Origin of the sequence: Streptomyces sp. ASQP_92 (genome assembly GCF_025399895.1) — a bacterium.
Classification (GTDB): domain Bacteria; phylum Actinomycetota; class Actinomycetes; order Streptomycetales; family Streptomycetaceae; genus Streptomyces.
Map to the genome: position 1 here is coordinate 720,141 of NZ_JAODUA010000002.1, position 17,185 is coordinate 737,325.

Consider the following 17,185-nt stretch of genomic DNA (forward strand, 5'->3'; position numbering starts at 1 on the left):
CGGGACAATGACCGGGGGAGCGGCCCGGTAACCCGGTGGGGCCACCCCGCCTGCCCAGTCACGCCGCTTGGCTGTACGCCGCTTCCTCGTGACGCCGCTCGATCACCAAAAACGCGTCGCTTTCGAGGTCCATCACCACCGTGGCCGGCCGGCCACGCCTCCTGAGCTGAGCCGCGAGCTCCTCGGCCGGCCAAGAACCGCGCGGGCCGCCTGCGGGAAAACGCCCAATCACCGACATGGCAGCAGCCTCCCCTTTCCGAACCGTCGTCTGTACGGTGCTTCTGCCCTCGAATCGCGGCGCCATGCCCGGGGGCGCGTACGGCGACGGGTTCGCAACCGCCACCGAAACGCCGAGGGCCGCGCCTTGTCGGGGGAGAAGCCCGGCGCGGCTGTACGCTCTCGGCCGCGCGCCCCCGGCCGGGTCGCGACCGCCGTGCCCCAGCGGGACATCGAGCAAGCACAGAAGGACGTCGCCCGTGATGAGAACGGAGCTCGCGCGTTCGGCGGTCACGCTCGCGACGGCCCTGGCACTGGTGGCAGGCACCGCGGCCGACGCGATGGCGGGCAGCACGGGACGTGCGGGAGACAGGGCGAGCGCGGTGAACGCCTTCGGCCCGACCGTCCAGCAGGGCCGGAGCGGTCCTGTCCCCAGCCTCCCCGAGGTGCGCGCCGCGCTCACCCGTGTCATGGGCTCGGGGGCGCCCGGCGCGTTCGCGGTGGTCCGGGATCACGACCACCCCGAGCTCGGAGGGTCGCTCGCCGTGGGCAGGGCGGACCTGGACGGCACACCCATGTGGGCCGGCGCCCGGTTCAGGGTCGGCAGCAACACCAAAATGTTCACCTCGGTCCTGGTGCTGCGCCTCGCCGAACAGGGCCGCCTCGACCTCGACAAGCCGCTTCGCGACTATCTGCCGCCCGGGACGATTCCGGCGAGCTGGCCGATCACCGCCCGACAGGTACTTGGGCACCGCGCCGGGGTGTACGACCACGTCAACGATCTGCTGGAGCAGAACGGCGAGGAGACCACGGCCGCCTTCGAGGCCCGGATCCGCGATACCGTCTACGATCCCCGCGCCCTGGTGTCCCTCTCGGTGAGACACGGACTGCAATTCCCGCCGGGAAGCGCCTACGCCTACACCAACACGGGCTTCGTCCTGATGGGTCTGGCCGCCGAGCACCTCACCGGCCGGCCCTATGCCGAGCTGCTGCGCGAGCAGATCTTCGCGCCGCTGGGGCTGCGCCGGACGTCCTTCACCGTGCCCGCGAAGCGGATCGTGGGGCGGCACGTCAGCGGGTATCTGACCCACGACGACCCGCGCGAGCCACTGCTCGACTCGACCGAGCAGACCGGTTCCTGGATCTGGAGCGCGGGAGGCATCGTGTCCTCGGCCCGCGACCTCGACCGCTTCCTGACCGCGCTGCTCGCGGGGAGCGCCGGAGGGCTGATCTCCGACGACTCGCTGCGGCAGATGACCCTGGCCCTGCCCACGGGCGTGCCCCACGTCGCCTACGGGCTCGGGCTGCGGCGGATCCTTTTGTCCTGCGGCACGGTGCTGGGGCACGGCGGGATCGTCCAGGGCTTCCAGTCGCAGGCGTTCGCCACGCCGGACGGGCGCCGTACGGTGGTCGTCTTCGCCAACGCCTCCAACAACGGCGCCGTCACCCAAGGTTTGATGGACGCCCTTGAGCCCGCGTTCTGCGGGCCGGCCTCCACGCGACGAGACCCGTCCGCCGGCACGCGTACCCCGTCCATCGAGGGCAGGGGACACATCCCCTTCGTTCCGGCCGTCGAGGACGCGCGCATGTGACCGGCCCTCGCGGCCGAGCCCCTACTCGTCGTCCCAGGCCATCGAGCTCATCCGCCAGCCCGCGGGGGTGCGGATGAACTGGGTGGTCTTGCGGCCGACGCCCTCGAACCGCCGGCCGTCGCGGATGCCCGACTTGGCGTACTCGCTGAAGCGATGGGCGACCGCACCATAGACCTCGGTCCGCTCGTGGACTTCCCACTCGGAGAACTCCGTGAGCGTGCCATCGGTGAGGATCTTCTTCCGGGGCGTGATGAAGGCGTCGAGGTCGTAGACGACCGGTTCGTCGCCGGAGTTGTTGATGATCATCCCTTGGGGTACGAACACCTCGCGGACGACGTCCAGGTTCGGCCGACCGCCGCCGGTATTGGTGAACGCCCCGAGGAAGGCGCGCATCAGCTTGTCGATCTCGGCTTTGGCCTCGGTCACGGGTACGCCTTCCACGGGTGGTCGCCTCTCACGTCGTCCTGGAACTCGCTGTGGCTGTGCGGAGATTGTCCAGGGTGCGGCGTGGTCACCGCCCGGCGGGGTCCGCCCCCGCCGGAACCTCGTAGATCTTTCCGTCGACACCGGACCGGTAGAGCCTGCCCGCCGAGAATCCGCGGTCGCCGTGTCCGTAGGTGATCTGTGTGGAGAGGTACATGCCCGACTGCACGGAACACAGGCCTCCGCGCTCGGCCCGCCAGATCTGGCCGGCGGCGTGGGTGGCGATCAAGGGGCGCCCCTGGCTGTCCAGGGTGAGTCCGTCGGGAAGGCCCAGGGCGTCGGAGAGGCCGGTGGAGATCCAGCGTTGGGGGTGCGCCGGGTCGTCGGCCGGGATCCGGTAGAGGGTGGGCGCCGGGGTGGTCTGGATGACATAGACCTGGCCGCCGTCGGGGGAGACGGCGATGCCATTGGGCATGGGGAGCTGGGCCCACGCGGGATCGACCCGGCCGTCCGGCGTCACGCGGCCTATGTGCCGGCCGCCCACGGTGGTGGTGTAGACGGTGCCGTCGGGGGCGAGAGCCACACCGTCGATGCCGCCGAGCCCCGACGCGTAGGTGCTGACGTGGCCGGAGTCGGGGTCCACCAGGAGGAGCTTGGAGACCGGGAGGAGGTCACCGGTGAGTGAGTGGCCGAGGTCGTTCCCGGTACCGACCAGGAGCTGCCCGTCCGGGCGGACGACGATACCGCCGTTGGCTCCGACGTTCGTGGTGAGCGCCACGGGAGCGCTGCCGGGGGCGTCGATGCGGTAGACGCGGCCGGAGAAGTAGGCGGTGGCGAACATGCGGCCCCGCTGGTCGACGACGATCGACTCGGCCCAGTCCGGCACACGTGCCACTTGGACGGGTTCGCCCACCGCGTTGGTCTCGCACGTGGGAGCCGCGTGGGCGGGGGCCGGAGTGAGCAGGGCCGCGGCCGTGGCGAGCGCGGCTGCGAACAGGAGGCTGCGGCGAGAGCCTCGTATCGCGGTGCGGGGCGTGTTCGGCGGCCTCATCAAGTCCCTTCCCTGCCTGGGGTGTTGGGCGACACTGCGGGCTCCGGGATCTTCCGGCTCCGTAGATTGTGCGTCAACAGGGGGCAGGGCGCGGGGAGTTCGGCCGACTTGCCGGGGTGCTCGCGTGTGGGTGATGTCACTGGGGCGGAGCCGGGGCGGCGGCCGCGCCACACTTCACGGCTGCGGCCCGGGCAGTCGGCACACACGCTGAGCCTTGACGCGTGGATGCCGACTGCCCGGGCCGCGGGCGGGGCCGTCGTCGTAGGGCCCCTGCGCTGTACGTGCCCTCAGTGACGGCTGCGGTTGCCGATGATCAGGCGGTAGATGATGAGCACGATGACCGAGCCGACGATGGCGGCGATCCAGGTCGACAGGTGGAAGAACCCGTTGATGGAGTGGACGTGGAAGATGACCTTTCCGAGCCATCCGCCGAGAAGTCCGCCCACGATGCCGATGATCATGGTGACGAAGCAGCCGCCCGGGTCCCTGCCCGGCATGAGTGCCTTGGCGATGGCGCCCGCGAGCAGGCCGATCAGGATCCAGGCGATGATGCCCATGGTGAGTCCATCCCAACGTCGATGTGTCCGCACCCGTACGGGTGCGGTGCTGATGGTGATCTGTTGCGGTGGCCGTAGGCCCTGAAGGGAAGGGTGCCCAGGCCAGGAACCCCTATGCCAGTCGCATCGTCCATTGGGGTGGCCCGGGTGCGCCCGGGCACACCCCGGCCGCGCCCGCCCCGACCGGGTTTGACGTGCGTTTGTCGAGGAACGCGAGCTACCGAGATCGATGCCCATCGATCGACGCGGAATCGATGAAGGGAAACACGATGTCCGGTGTGAAGGGGTCGCTGTCCGAAGCGGACCTGAAGGTGGTCGGCCCGGCGCTGAAGAGCGCGCTCGTCGACCTGGTGGACCTCTCGCTGGTGGCCAAGCAGGTCCACTGGAACGTGGTGGGCCCGCGGTTCCGCTCCGTCCACCTCCAGCTCGACGAGGTCGTCACCACGGCCCGGCAGCACTCCGACATCGTGGCCGAACGCGCCTCGGCCCTCGGTGTGAACCCCGACGGGCGGGCCGCCACGCTGGCCGGCGCCAGCGCGATCGGCACCGTGCCGGACGGCTGGATCAAGGACTCTGACGCCGTGCAGGTGCTGGTCACCGCGCTGGGCAGGGTCATCGAGCGGATGCGTGAGCGGATCAGGGCGACGGCCGACCCGGACCCGGTGAGCCAGGACATGCTCATCGCGGTGACCGGCGAGCTGGAGAAGCACGCGTGGATGTTCCAGGCGGAGAACATCTGACGGCCCGCCCGTAGACCCGGGCCACGGGGCGCGGCCGACGGCGTTCGGGCCGGCCACGCATCCGTACCCGGGTTCACATGGCTGGACGGTCTGGGGTCGGACCGTCTGGGGGTGGCCGGCCGTCCGGGGGCGCTCGTGTGCTCAGCCGTGCGCGACGGTGAGCTTGTAGAAGGCGACGCGTGCCCCCTTGGTCGTGCTGTTGGAGGACGACTGGTTGTAGGAGCCCGCCTTGAAGTACTGGCGGTAGCTGTTGAAGGAGGACGGGATCGGGTAGTGCGTGGTGCTTCCGTCGACCGTCAGGTCGATGGTGTGGCCTGACGAGACACCGATCGTGTAACTCCATGTCCTGCCCACCGGAACATGGCCCACGGCGTGCGAAGTCTGGCCGCCGGAAGGGGAGTTCTCCGTGCCGAGGACGATGTCCCCGTTGGCGTGGTAGTAGAGCTCGAGCAGCGGTTTGGTGGAGGAGCCGCCCGTGCCCAGGTGGATCTGCCCGACACAGACGCTGGACGTCACCGACACCACGCGCAGGGTCGCGCTCAGCTTGTGGGTGCCGCCGAGCGACCAGTTCGCGGGGCTCCCGTCGCGGTTCATCTCGCGCAGCTCGGAGCGGGCATAGTGGGAGTTCGGCGTGGTGACACCCTTTTCCGGCGCCCAGAACGTCATCGCCCCGTCGCGGGTGTCCGTGTAGAAGTACGAGTCCTGGAAGCCGTTGGCACCCTGGAGCCGGGACGAGGAGATCGTGGTCGGCGAACCGGGGGAGCCCACCGGCTCCTGTAGCTCCCACACCGACAGATCGAAGGAGCCGCCGGGCGCGGACGAAGCCTTCGCGGCCGTGCCCGCGCCGCCGCCTCGCTCGGCCACAACGCCCGTGCTGTGGAGGCCGGTTGAGGATGACGCGGGGGCGGGAGCGGCGAAGGCGAGGCCGCCGATGACGGCGGCGGTGGCGGCGAACGGGATGAGCAGCGGGCGTATGCGCATGGGGGAGACCTCTTTGTGGGGGAGACCGGAGGGTGGTCGGCGCGCGGGGGCCCGTCCGCGCAGTGTTCCGTATGCTGAACGACATGTCTGCTTGTGAACGGGGAAACCGTAGGGCTCCGGTGTGGGCGCGTCAATAGATCTGCGGACGCCGTTGCGGGTGCGCCTTGGGGCGACGTCGGCCGTGCTCCTCGCGCGTGCGCGGATGCCTAGGGGGTAACCGGGGTGACATGGCATCAGAACCACGGCTTCAACGCCGTACTTGGCCGGCTGTCGCGGCGCGAGCCGCCGTACTGATCGTCGGATTCGTCTGCATGGTGGCCTTCGCGGTGGTGCTGGCCAGGGCCACCCTGGTCCCCTCGCCCATGTCCGTCCGGCTGACCCACACCAATCTGCACCCGGGCGACTCGATCCGCGCCTACCTCGCCCAGCCCAACTGGCGGGACGCCGTGAAGCAGGTGGGCGGCAACGTGGTGCTCGGCATGCCGTTCGGAGTGCTGCTTCCCGTGGTGTTCCCCCGGACGCGGGGCCTGGTGCGGGTCGTGCTCATGACCGCCTTCGTGATGCTCACCGTCGAGGGGGCCCAGGGCCTTCTGGTCACCGGGCGCGCCTTCGACATCGACGACGTCATCCTCAACTCGCTGGGCGCCTTCGCCGGTTACCTGCTGCTGGGCCGCCGGCTCGGCCGCGCCCTGCACCCCCGGCGCGAGCACTGGTGGCATCGTCGCCCCGTCGAGAAGGACAAGCCCATGGAAGCGACGGCGACGACGGAGGACGCCACCGAACCTCCCGCCACCTCGAAATGGCGCCTGCCCGCGATCCTGCGAGCGGTGCGCAAGCCGGTCCGCTGAGGGGCTACGGACCGTCAAGGAACAGCGGTCCGTCAAAGGACTCCGCTGCGTCGAAGAAGACCGGTCCGTTGAGGGGCAACGGCAGGAGCCGACGCCCGGACCTCCCCAACTTCCCCATTCCGAAAAGGAGTTGGGGAAGGCGGGAGGGTCCGGGCGTCGGCTCGTGATCCGTTGTCGCGCTACTCCGTGATTCCGGTGATGACCGCGTCTCCCAGCGGCGCCTCGTCCTGCGAGTAGCCGGCCGTCCGCAGCGCGGCCCCCACCTTTTCGCGGGCCTGCTGCTCGGCGCTCTCGGTGTCGTCGGCCTCCACCTCCAGGCGGATGCTGAAGGCCGAGGACCCGCTGTAGAAGGTGAGCATCTCCAGGTGCTCCTCCTCGCCGAACCGCGTACCGCGCGGGTCGGCCGGGCGCAGGGCGCGTTGGAGGGTCTCGGTGCTTGCCTCGGTGCGCTCCGCGAGGAGGGTTCCGGGGATCGTTACGACATAGGTGGTCATAGAGCTACCGGGTGCCCCGTGCGCCGCCCTCGTACACCCCGGCATGCGGCGAACGGGGGTGTTCCGGCCGGAACGGGCGGATCGGCCGCAGGGCGTGCGCGGGCCGGTCCGGTGCCGTCAGGAAGGGCGGCGGGACGGGGTGACCTGGGCGATCAGCAGGGCGATGTCGTCGTGGCCCTGCGGGGGCGGCAGCGCGGCCAGGAGGCGGTCGCAGGTCGCCTCCAGGGGAAGCCGGTGGTGGGTGAGGGCGTCCAGCAGGGCGCGCAGCCGGTCGTCGATCGGCTGGTCCCGGGTTTCGACCAGGCCGTCGGTGTACAGCACGAGCCGGTCGCCGGGAGCACAGTCGACCGTGGTGGCCCGGAACGGAACGCCGCCCACGCCGAGCGGAGCCCCGGTGGGCAGGTGCAGGAACTGGGGGGCGCGGCCCGGACGGTCCCAGATGGGCGGCAGATGGCCCGCGAGCGCGATGCGGCAGGTCGTGTGGTGCGGGTCGTAGACGGCGTAGACGCAGGTGGCCGTGGTCTCGTCGAGCTCGGCGGTGATGCGGTCGAGGTGGCGCAGGACGTCGGCGGGGTCCAGGTCGAGGCCCGCGAGCGTCCGCGTCGCGGTGCGCAACTGTCCCATCGTGGCGGCCGCGTTGATGCCGTGGCCCATCACATCGCCCACGACGAGCGCCGTCTTGTCACCTGCCACCGGAATGGCGTCGAACCAGTCGCCGCCGGCCTCGCCGATGGCGGCGGCGGGCTGGTAGCGGTAGGCGACGTCGAGGCCGGTGGGCTGGGGTGGCTGGCGCGGCAGCAGGTGCTGTTGCAGGGCGAGGGCCGCGTGCCGCTGTTGCTGGAACCAGCGGGCGTTGTCGATGCAGACGGCGGCCCGGGTGGCGAGTTCGAGCGCCAGAACGGCGTCGTCGTGGGTGAAGGGCTGCGGGTTGCGGGCACGCTTGAGGTCGAGGGCGCCCAGGACTTCGCCGCGCGCGATGAGCGGAACCGCCAGATAGGAGTGCAGCCCGGCGCGGGCCAGCAGTTCGGCGGCCTCCTCGTCGCGGGCGATGTTCACCAGATCACCGGGGTCGACATGGCTGATCAGGACGGGCCGGGCGGTGGTGACACAGCGGGTGACCAGGCGCTCCGCGTTGTACTTGGCGATGTTGCCCGGGGGGTCGGCCGCCCGCAGCGCGTCGGTGGGGTACGCGGCGGCGACGGCCAGGGCGCGGATGGACACCGGACCGGACGCGGGGTCGTCGACGGGGACCCGGCCGTCCAGGACGGAGTCGAGGAGGTCGACGGCCGCGATGTCGGCGAGGTCGGTCACGACGAGGTCCGCCAACTCGTGGGCGGTGCGGTTGAGATCGAGTGTGGTGCCGATGCGCACCGATGCCCGGGCGATGAGATCGAGGCGTCTGCGCGCCTCGGCGGCTTCGTTGGCGGCGTGGTACTGCTCGCTCACGTCCACGATCGAGGTCGCGACGCCGAGGATCCGCCCGGCCGGGTCCTCCAGGCGGTAGTAGGACACGTTCCAGGCGTGCTCGGTGGCATCGCCCGGAGTCCGGCCGATGGCCGTCTGGTCGAGCAGCGGCACACCGGTTTCCAGGACCCGCCGCATCGTCGCCTCGATGTGCCCGGCGTCCAGGAACGGCAGGGCCTCGCGGACCGTACGCCCGATGTGCTCGGCGGGAGTGACGCCGTTGATCCGGGCCAGGGTGGGGTTGACCAGAACGTAGCGCAGCTCGGTGTCGAGCACCGCCAGGCCGATCGGGGACTGCGACACCAGGCGCACCGAGAGGGCCAGATCGCGTTCCACGGCGCGCACGGTCGGCTCGTCCGTGGCGATCCCCAGCGCGTACATCGCGCCGTGCTCGTCCTGGAGCCGCATGTTGCGGAACTCCACCATCCGGGTGCTGCCGTCCTTGTGGCGGATGGGGAAGACACCCGCCCAGGTCCCGCCGCCGCCCATCACCCGGGCGAAGAGGTCCAGGACCAGGGGGCGGTGCTCCTCGGCGACCAGGAGTTTCGCCGCGGAGCGGCCGAGCGCGTCCTGCGCGTCCCAGCCGAACAGTTCGTGGGCCTGCGGGCTCCACAGGGCGATCCGCCCGGCCTCGTCGAGCACTATGGCGGCCACGCCGAGCACATCGAGCAGGCCGCCCGGTTCGGACGCGGCGACGCGCATGCGGCCGAGCCGCTCCCCGAACACTTCGGATGCGTTCATCGTCGGCCCTTCGTCAGCCGGTCGGTGCCCTCACTCCTGGCTCAGCGCCTTCACCATCTTCTCCCCGCCGGGCCTGATCGGCAGACCAGACGTCGCAGAAGATCGGAATCGGCACGGAGAGTGACCCGGCCGCGCCCGGCCCGCCCCAGCTCGCGCCCGGACGGGGCGGGCGCTCAGAGCGGCTGCTTCCCGCGCTGCTCGTCGTGGTGCGCCAGGGCCGCGAGAAGGGTGGACACGGTCAGGCCGGCCTCGGCCGGGTGGCGCAAGGGGGTGGCCGGTTCGATGCGGTACGTGTTGGAGCGACCCTGGCGGGTGTGGGAGAGGTATCCGGCCTCCTCCAGATCGGCGATGATCCGCTGGACGGCACGCTCGGTGAGTCTGCAGTGTGCTGCGATGTCGCGGATACGGGTCGAGGGATCTTCGGCGATCGCGGCCAGCACCCGGGCGTGATTGGTGAGGAACGTCCAGCCCGCGTGTGGTTCAGGTACGGAACCCATTCCTTCAGCGTATGACGTGGCATTCGCGCAAACAATCAGGTGAATGATATTTCACGTAACCCCCGTCCCATGTTCGCGGACCCCACATGGGTTCGCCGCGGACCGTGTGTGGCGTGACCACACTCGTCCGCGGCGAACCGTTGCTGTGCCGGGGCGTCAGCCCTCGATGCGGTGCTGGGTCCAGAACGACGTCAGGTCCGTGGTGGTGGCCGCCTGGGCCGCCGCCTTGAACTCGGCCGTGGTCGAGACGCCGTACCAGTGCGAAGTGGCGTAGTCCTTCAGCAACTTGGCCATCACGGTGTCACCGAGCACCCGCCGCAGGTCGTGCAGTGCGCACTTGCCGTAGCCGTAGATGACGGTCGAGTACCGGGAGGAGTGGGCGTCCCAGTAGGCCATCGAGTTGGTGATCTTCTCGCTGGTGGAGGCCCACGAGACGCTGTTCCAGCAGCCGGAGCCGGTCTTGTTCTGGGCGAGGTCGGTGGAGTAGTCGGTGAACGCCTCGTCCAGCCAGGGGCTGTTGTACTCGTCGTCGCCGACGATCCCGTACCACCACTGGTGGCCGATCTCGTGGGTGAGCGCCGTGGTGGAGACCAGGTCGAGCACGAAGCCCGGGTACTCCATGCCGCCGAACCAGTAGTTGTTGTCGATCACGGCGTCCAGCTCGCCGTACGGGTAGGCCCCGAAGCGGGCGGCGTGGGTGTCCACGGCGGATTTGGCGGTGGCCAGCATCGACTGGGCGTCGGAGGAGCTGATGCCCGAGACCGAGTAGATGTTGATGGCCGTGCCGGCCGGTGAGGTGCCGGAGATCTTGCTGAAGGGGCCCGCGGCCCAGGCGAAGTCGCGCACCTTGGAGGCGGTCGCCGTGGTGATCGTGCGCCCGCTGGTCCCGGGGGTGTCGACCGAGGTGCCGGTGGCCGGGACCAGGAGGCCGGTCGGGTGGTCCAGGGTCACCTTGAAGTCGGCGGCCAGCGAGTAGAAGGACTCACCGTTGTTGGTGTACGGGTCCAGATGCCAGCCCGCGGCGTCCCGGACGGCCAGGACGGGCAGGGCGTTGCCGATGTTGTTGAACGCGCCGTCGTAGCCGAAGCGGTCGGCGCCGCTGGGCACGGTGATGCCCAGGTCGAAGCCGATGGTCGCGCTCTGGCCCTGGGTCAGCGGCGTCGCCAGCGCGATCTTCAGGGCGGTGCAGCCGACCGTGAGATCGCCCGCCGTGCCGCCGGTGACGTTGCTGACCTTGATCGGCATGGCCGAGCAGGTGCCGTGGTAGTTGTCCCACAACCTCAGATACACCTCGTTGAGCGCGGTGGCGGAGGCGTTGGTGAAGGTCGCGCTCTCGTGCCCGGTCCAGCCGGTGCCGCTCGCGTTGCTGCTCAGGCTGACGGTGTACGCGGGCGCGGCCGGGGTGCGGGTGGAGTCGCCGGGCGGGGTGGTGCCGCCGGAGGTGTTGAGGGCGATGTCGTCGAGGACGAAGCTCGTCTGGAGGCTGGAGTCCTCGGTGCCGGTGAACGCCAGGCTCACCGTCTGACCCGCGAAGCCGGACACGTCGACCGACTTCTGTATGTAGCCCGAGTTCTTGTCGAGGTTGGAGTACGTCGCCAGGGTCGTACCCCCGATCTTCGCCGTCAGCTTGTCGTACGCGGTCGACGAGGTCGTCTCGGCCGTGTCGATGTGCAGCCAGTAGGTGAGGGTCGCGGTGCTGCATCCCGAGGGGATGGTGACGCTCTGGGAGAGCGTGTCGGTATGGGTGCTGCCCACACCGTTGAGCCAGGCGAAGGTGGTGCCGCCATGGGCGGACTCGCCGGCGCGACTGGTGATCACGCTCGTCGACGACTGGGTCCAGGGCGAAGTGCCGCTCTCGAAGCCGCCGTTGGCGACCACCTGGCCCGGGGTGCAGGCGGCGGCGGTGGCCGGCCGGGCCGAGGCCGGCGTGGCGGGAAGGGAGACGGCGGCCAGCGCGGCGACGGCGCAGGCGGCCGCCGCGAGGGACTTGTGGGGGGTGGATCTCACGCGGAACTCCTTTGAGGCGGCCGGGATTTCGGCCTGCTCGGTGGTCGCCCGTCGGCTTGGGTGCGCCGAGGGCGGCCGCGGACTGTGTGCGGCACGTGCACATCGCTGAGGTGAGACGCGCGCCTGTCGGCCTGGGTCGGGGCGACAAGCTGGACGGCAGCTTCGCAGGTCTGACCAGGCCATGCCAAGAGACCGGGCGGGTCCGGGGGAATTGACAGGTTCGCGCTTGCGAGACCATGATTCCACTAGTTGACTAATGGAATCGGTCGGAGGGGGAGCATGAGCGGCACGGCCACTTCTGGTGGAGATGACGACCGCTGGGCCCTGGAGGCGCACGGCCTCGGGAAGAAGTACCGCCGGGGGTGGGCACTGCGGGAGGAGTCCTTCCGGATTCCGGTCGGCCGGGTCTGCGGCCTGGTGGGTCCCAACGGGGCAGGGAAAAGCACCCTGTTGGGGATGGCGGCCCGGCTCGTCGAGCCGACGCGCGGCGAGCTGAGGATCTTCGGGCGCCCGGTCGGCGATCCGGCCGTGATGCCCCGGTACGCCTACCTCGGCCAGGACAAACCGCTGTTCAAGCGGTTCACCGTGGCGGAGTGCCTGCGCATGGGCCGGGAACTCAACCCGGGCTGGGACCAGGAGGCGGCCGAGCGGATCGTGCGCGAGGGGAATCTGCCGCCGGGCGCCAGGATCGGCAGCCTCTCGGGCGGTCAGCGCACCCGGGTCGCGTTCGCGCTCGCCTTCGGCAAGCGCCCCGACCTGCTGCTCCTGGACGAGCCGATGTCCGACCTCGATCCGCTCGCCCGGGACGAGATCGGTTCCCTGCTCATGTCGGAGGTGGCCGAGCGCGGCACCACCGTCCTGATGTCGTCCCACATGCTCTCCGAGCTGGAGCACATGTGTGACTTCCTGCTGGTGATGGCCGAGGGGCGCGTCCGCATGGCCGGCGACACCGACGAACTGGTGCCGCTGCACACCGTGGTGACCGGTGTGACCACCCAGGGCCGACTGCCCGACGCGCTCGCCGCACACACGGTGGTCGATGTGCGCACCGCCGGGCGGCAGTTCACCGCCCTCGTCCGCCACGAGGGCCCCCTCGACCCCGCATGGCAGCTCGCCGAACCGAGCCTGGAGGAGGTGCTGCTCGGCTACCTGCGCCACCCGGAGGCACCCGCGCTGCTCTCTCCCACCGCGGTCCCCGGCCACCGAGAGGAGCACGCGGCATGAGCACCCTCACTCGCACCGCCACACGACAGGATGCCCGGTTCGCCGGTCGCAGGCGGCTGCGCGGACTCGCCTGGCTGATGGTGCGTCAGCATCGGGCCGCCCTCATCGCCTGCGCCGTCGTGACGGTCATCGGCGCGGCCTGGATCATTCACGAGCGCGGTACCACGCTGGACACACTGCACGGCGCCGGCTGGCCCGCGAAGCCCGCCGAGGACCTCGACGGCGCCATGCTCCAACGCCTCGACAACTCCTTCAACCAGGTCGCCAACTACCTCGGATATCTGCCCCTGTTGTTCGGTGTGTTCATCGGGGCCCCGCTGATCTCCTCCGATCAGGAACACGGCACCGTCCGTCTCGTCGCCACCCAGTCGGTGCCCCGGCTGCACTGGATCTGGTGGAAGCTCGGCCTCGCGCTGGGCCTCGTCACGGCGACCACCGGGGTCCTGGGCGCGCTGTTCGGCTGGTGGTGGCGGCCCGTCCGTCCCGTGGTGTCCAGCAACTGGCTGGACGGCACGGTCTTCGTCGGCACCCTGCCGGTGCTGACCGCGCTCACCTTGTTCACCACCTCCCTCGGCATCGCCATCGGTGTGCTCGCGCGACGCGCGGTGACCGCCATGGTGCTCACCTTCTTCACCTCGGCGGCCGCGCTCATCGTGGCCGACTACCTCAAGCCCCGGCTCGCCACGCCCCGCCGGATCGCCTTCCCCCTGCACTCCAAGCCGCCGTCGCAACTCACCGGCGCGGTCCAGGTCGACCAATGGGTGGGCACCGCCTCCGGCAAGGTCTACGGCTGGGGAACATGTATGAACGACAGTGACGCCGACGCCTGCCGCGCCCGACTGGGCATCGTCAACTCGGTGTGGGACTACTTCGGTTACGACCAGATGGCCACGCTCCAATGGACGGCGGCCGGTCTCCTGCTGGGCGCGAGCGTGCTCCTGGTGGCCCTGGCGGTGTGGCGCACCCGGCGCCAGGCCCTGTAGCGCCGGCCCCGCGTGCGGGCCGGGACGAGATCGTGAAGACGAGAGGAAGGAGGCGGGTGCGATGGTCGTGTTCCGCATAGAACGACGCAGCGGAGTGCCCGCGTACCTCCAGATCGTCCACCAGGTGGAACAGGCCCTGCGCATGGGGGCGCTGAGCGAGGGGGACCGGCTGCCCACCGCGGCCCAGGTCGCCGCCGATACGAAGGTCAACCCCAACACCACGCTCAAGGCGTACCGGGAGCTGGAGCGGTCCGGTCTTGTCGAGGTGCGCCAAGGCGCGGGCACGTTCATCACCCGCTCCCTCGCCGCCCCGCAGGACGAACCGGATTCGCCGCTCCGGACCCGGCTCGCCGACTGGATGCGGGAGGCCGCCGCCGTCGGGCTGACGGAACGGGAGGTCACGGCCCTGTTCGAGCGGGTCCGCGCCCAGTTGTTCGCCTCGCCGTCCGGTTCTGCTCAGGAGTGAGCCGGGCTCGCTGTCTCGCGGCTCGTTCTCGTGGGTCACGCTGGCCGGTTGTGAGCTGGCCGTGAGGGTCGCGCGCCGAGAGGATGCTCCCCTGCTGGGTGGGGTTACCAAGAGGGGTGGAAGCCGATGCGGTTACGACGAAGGGGAATGCCGGACAGAAGGGGCGGGGCGATCGGGCGGGGCCTGGTCGCCGTGGCCATCGCCTGCGCCGGGGTGACGGGAGCGCCCGCGGCCGCGCAGGCCGCGGCCGCCGAAACCGCCACCACGACCGCCGCATGCTCCACGGACTCCGGCGCCCAGGGCCTGGCGAGCAGGCCGGTCTCCGACAGCCTGGTCTCCGTGGACCGCACCGACGGCCGGATCGCCCAGTTCCAGCTGTTCTACGACGCCTCGGCGACCGGGGGCCTGCCCTTCGTCTGGCACCGCGAACAGGACGCGCCGGGCGGTGCGTACGGGGCCTGGCGGCGGGTGAGCGCGGCGACGGTCGGCCCCAAGAGCTACTACATCACCGCGATGGAGAACTCGGCCGGCCACCTGGAACTGCTCTTCTCCACCTACGGGACGTTCTGCCACGCCGTCGAGAACGGGGGCGCGGGGGTCTGGAGCCGGCCCGAGGCGTTCGGGCTCGCGCCGACGCCGTACCACGGCGGAGTCGTGCTGTTCAAAGAGCGGGACGGCAGCATCGACGCCTTCGCCTCCGGGTCGAGGACCGGCAACACCTTGGAGGTGCGCCACCAGCGGAACGCGGAATCCGGCTGGGGCCCGGTCCTGACCCTGGGTCCGGTCCCCGGTCAGGACGTGGGTCTGAGTCAGCCGAGCACGGTGGACCAACTCCCGGACGGGCGGCTGCACCTGACGGCCCGTGAGTGGAACCGGGACCGCATGTGGGAGGTCTACCAGGCGTTCCCCGGTGGCGGATGGGACCCCTGGCACCTCGTGGCCCCGGCCCAGCCCACGACGGCGGCGCCCAGGGCGGTCGCCTCGACCGACACCGCCGCCCCCGAGCTGAACGTGAACCGTACGACGGGCCTTCGGGACGGCGACATCGTCAGGTTCACCATCGCGGGCGGCCCGCCCCGGGACTACGTCTGGGTCAAGGAGTGCGCGCCATCGGCGTCCGTGACCACCTGCGACGACGACACGGGCCGCCAGTTCCGGGTCTACCCGGACGGCACCTACCAGCTCTCACCGAAGAAGCTGTACGCCCAACTCGCCACCACGGCAGGGACGTTCGACTGCCGCACGGCGGCCTCCGGCAACCCGTGCACCCTCGCCCTCACGGACAACACCGGCGCGCTGCTCACCACCGTCCCGCTGCGCTTCGCCCCGCACGCGCCCCTGGAGGCTCCGCCCACGCTGAACGTGACCCCCGACGTGGGCCTCGTGGACGGCCAGGCGGTACGGGCGACGGGCAAGGGGTACGAGCCGCAGTTCCACGCCCTCGTCATGGAGTGCGCCGGCGGTTCCGCCGACACCTTCGGCTGCCGCCCCCGCTCCAGGCCGCCGGCCACCAGTGACAGCGGACGCCTTGACGAGGCCGTCACCCTGTCGGCGACGTTCACCGCGATCGACGGCCGCACCATCGACTGCCGTGCGGCGCACGCCTGCGAACTGGTGGTCTTCGGCACGCGGGTGCGCGGCCCCGAGACGGTGCGGCACCCCCTCGCCTTCGTACCGACGGCACCCGCGGCTCCGGGAGGCTGAACCGACCCTCACCGGTAGGGCCGGAAGAACGCGCGCAGCTCCTCCGCATACGACTCGGGCTCCTCGAACGGGGCGAAGTGGCCGCCGCGTTCCGGCTCCGTCACATAGGTGGCGTTCGCCGTACGTTCCAGCCAGGCGCGCGGCGGCCGGACGACATCGCCGCCGAAGATGGAGAACCCGGACGGCACGTCGACCCGGCGGGCGAGCTGCGCGGGCGGGATCGCGGCGTTCGCGCGGTACATACGCATCGACGAGCCGATGGTCTTCGTCAGCCAGTAGATGGTGATGTTGGTGAGGATCTCGTCCTTGGTGAAGCTCCGCTCGATGTCGCCCTCGCAGTCGCTCCACGAGCGGAGCTTCTCGACGATCCAGGCGGCGAGTCCGGCCGGCGAGTCGGTGAGCCCGAAGGCGGCGGTCTGCGGCTTCGTGCGGTGCATCGCGGCGTACGCACCCTCGGTCGCGCCCCAGCCGGCGACGGCCGCGAGCCAGTCGCGCTCCTCGGGGGCCAGGTCCGCCGGGTCGCCGGTGAAGAGGGGAATGCCCGCGTCGGTGCGGTGGACCGCCACCACCCGGTCGGGGTGGTCGAGCGCGAGGTAGCGGCTCACATGGCTGCCGATGTCACCGCCCGCCGCACCGAACCGCTCGTAGCCGAGCACACCCATGAGCTCCGCCCACAGGCCCGCCACGGCGATGGAGTCGAGCGGCGCCCCATCGGGACGCTGTGAATACCCGAACCCCGGAACGTCGGGTACGACCACGTCGAACGCGTCGGCGGGGTCGCCGCCGTGTGCCCCCGGGTCGGTGAGCAGCGGAACGACCTTGGAGTAGCGCCAGAACGAGTCCGGCCAGCCGTGGGTGAGGATCAGCGGCAGCACGGGTCCGGCCGGTGCGACCGCACGGGCGTGTACGAAGTGGATCCCGAGGCCGCCGACCGGGACACGGAAGCGGGGGAGGCGGGCGAGCGCCGCCTCCTGCGCCGGCCAGTCGAAGCCGTCCGCCCAGTAGGCGACGAGTTCGCGAAGGTAGTCGAGATCGGTTCCGAGCGCCCAGCCGGCGTCCTGCGGCGCATCGGGCCAGCGGGTCGCACGCAGCCGCGTGCGGAGGTCGTCGAGTGCCGAGGGCGCGGTCTGCGGGAGGAACGGCTCGGGGCCGGGCAGTACGTCGGACATGCCACGCACCCTACCGATGGCCCGCCCC

At 70.8% G+C, this 17,185-nt stretch carries 17 protein-coding genes; 7 read left to right on the plus strand and 10 right to left on the minus strand.

All coding sequences use genetic code 11. The annotated features are described in order from the left end of the window. Positions 1 to 58: 58 nt before the first annotated feature. Positions 59 to 238, minus strand: a complete 180-nt coding sequence (locus N4G70_RS09245) for a hypothetical protein (RefSeq protein ID WP_261712010.1) — start codon at positions 236 to 238, stop codon at positions 59 to 61. A gap of 241 nt (positions 239 to 479) precedes the next feature. Between N4G70_RS09245 and N4G70_RS09250 the strand changes: the two genes are divergently transcribed. Further along, entirely contained in the window at positions 480 to 1,808 is a 1,329-nt protein-coding gene (locus N4G70_RS09250; protein ID WP_261712011.1) for a serine hydrolase, read from the plus strand. A gap of 21 nt (positions 1,809 to 1,829) precedes the next feature. Here N4G70_RS09250 and N4G70_RS09255 read toward each other — a convergent pair whose 3' ends face one another. The 3 genes from N4G70_RS09255 to N4G70_RS09265 form a co-directional block, all read right to left on the minus strand. Next, the gene (locus N4G70_RS09255) at positions 1,830 to 2,234 is read right to left on the minus strand and encodes a DUF4440 domain-containing protein (RefSeq protein ID WP_261712012.1); all 405 of its coding nucleotides are present in this window, start codon (positions 2,232 to 2,234) and stop codon (positions 1,830 to 1,832) included. Between the two features lie 85 nt (positions 2,235 to 2,319). After that, positions 2,320 to 3,282 carry an SMP-30/gluconolactonase/LRE family protein gene (locus tag N4G70_RS09260; protein WP_261712013.1) on the minus strand — a complete coding sequence of 321 codons (963 nt, stop codon included), beginning with the start codon at positions 3,280 to 3,282 and terminating at the stop codon, positions 2,320 to 2,322. Positions 3,283 to 3,569: 287 nt separating this feature from the next. Beyond that, entirely contained in the window at positions 3,570 to 3,839 is a 270-nt protein-coding gene (locus N4G70_RS09265) for a GlsB/YeaQ/YmgE family stress response membrane protein (protein ID WP_261712014.1), read from the minus strand. A gap of 269 nt (positions 3,840 to 4,108) precedes the next feature. Between N4G70_RS09265 and N4G70_RS09270 the strand changes: the two genes are divergently transcribed. Then, positions 4,109 to 4,579 carry a Dps family protein gene (locus N4G70_RS09270; protein WP_261712015.1) on the plus strand — a complete coding sequence of 157 codons (471 nt, stop codon included), beginning with the start codon at positions 4,109 to 4,111 and terminating at the stop codon, positions 4,577 to 4,579. A gap of 141 nt (positions 4,580 to 4,720) precedes the next feature. Here N4G70_RS09270 and N4G70_RS09275 read toward each other — a convergent pair whose 3' ends face one another. Then, the gene (locus N4G70_RS09275) at positions 4,721 to 5,560 is read right to left on the minus strand and encodes a polysaccharide lyase family 7 protein (protein ID WP_261712016.1); all 840 of its coding nucleotides are present in this window, start codon (positions 5,558 to 5,560) and stop codon (positions 4,721 to 4,723) included. A 227-nt stretch (positions 5,561 to 5,787) separates the two neighbouring features. On the opposite strand from N4G70_RS09275, the gene N4G70_RS09280 reads away from it, so the two are divergent. Next, positions 5,788 to 6,408: a VanZ family protein gene (locus N4G70_RS09280; protein ID WP_261712017.1), complete on the plus strand. Its 621-nt coding sequence runs from the start codon at positions 5,788 to 5,790 to the stop codon at positions 6,406 to 6,408. 179 nt (positions 6,409 to 6,587) lie between these two features. Here N4G70_RS09280 and N4G70_RS09285 read toward each other — a convergent pair whose 3' ends face one another. From N4G70_RS09285 to N4G70_RS09300, 4 genes are all read right to left on the minus strand, one after another. Continuing rightward, on the minus strand, positions 6,588 to 6,902 hold the full coding sequence (locus N4G70_RS09285) for a hypothetical protein (RefSeq protein ID WP_261712019.1): 315 nt from the start codon (positions 6,900 to 6,902) through the stop codon (positions 6,588 to 6,590). A gap of 117 nt (positions 6,903 to 7,019) precedes the next feature. Continuing rightward, positions 7,020 to 9,107, minus strand: a complete 2,088-nt coding sequence (locus N4G70_RS09290; protein WP_261712020.1) for a SpoIIE family protein phosphatase — start codon at positions 9,105 to 9,107, stop codon at positions 7,020 to 7,022. Positions 9,108 to 9,280: 173 nt separating this feature from the next. Beyond that, a complete protein-coding gene (locus tag N4G70_RS09295) occupies positions 9,281 to 9,604 on the minus strand; it encodes a helix-turn-helix domain-containing protein (RefSeq protein WP_261712021.1) in 324 nt (107 codons plus the stop codon). 156 nt (positions 9,605 to 9,760) lie between these two features. Beyond that, complete coding sequence (locus N4G70_RS09300) at positions 9,761 to 11,611, minus strand: M1 family aminopeptidase (protein WP_261712022.1); 1,851 nt, start codon at positions 11,609 to 11,611, stop codon at positions 9,761 to 9,763. Between the two features lie 279 nt (positions 11,612 to 11,890). Here N4G70_RS09300 and N4G70_RS09305 point away from each other — a divergent pair, with 279 nt between their 5' ends. From N4G70_RS09305 to N4G70_RS09320, 4 genes are all read left to right on the plus strand, one after another. Then, positions 11,891 to 12,835, plus strand: a complete 945-nt coding sequence (locus tag N4G70_RS09305; protein WP_261712023.1) for an ABC transporter ATP-binding protein — start codon at positions 11,891 to 11,893, stop codon at positions 12,833 to 12,835. Further along, on the plus strand, positions 12,832 to 13,818 hold the full coding sequence (locus N4G70_RS09310) for an ABC transporter permease (protein ID WP_261712024.1): 987 nt from the start codon (positions 12,832 to 12,834) through the stop codon (positions 13,816 to 13,818). Before N4G70_RS09305 ends, N4G70_RS09310 begins: the two co-directional genes overlap by 4 nt. Before the next feature lie 61 nt (positions 13,819 to 13,879). Further along, entirely contained in the window at positions 13,880 to 14,284 is a 405-nt protein-coding gene (locus N4G70_RS09315; RefSeq protein ID WP_261712025.1) for a GntR family transcriptional regulator, read from the plus strand. A gap of 147 nt (positions 14,285 to 14,431) precedes the next feature. After that, positions 14,432 to 15,988, plus strand: coding sequence for a neocarzinostatin apoprotein domain-containing protein (locus N4G70_RS09320; protein ID WP_261712026.1), 1,557 nt, complete (start codon positions 14,432 to 14,434; stop codon positions 15,986 to 15,988). 8 nt (positions 15,989 to 15,996) lie between these two features. Here the strand turns inward: N4G70_RS09320 and N4G70_RS09325 are convergent, their stop codons facing one another. After that, positions 15,997 to 17,157: an epoxide hydrolase family protein gene (locus tag N4G70_RS09325; RefSeq protein WP_261712027.1), complete on the minus strand. Its 1,161-nt coding sequence runs from the start codon at positions 17,155 to 17,157 to the stop codon at positions 15,997 to 15,999. Positions 17,158 to 17,185: the final 28 nt, after the last annotated feature.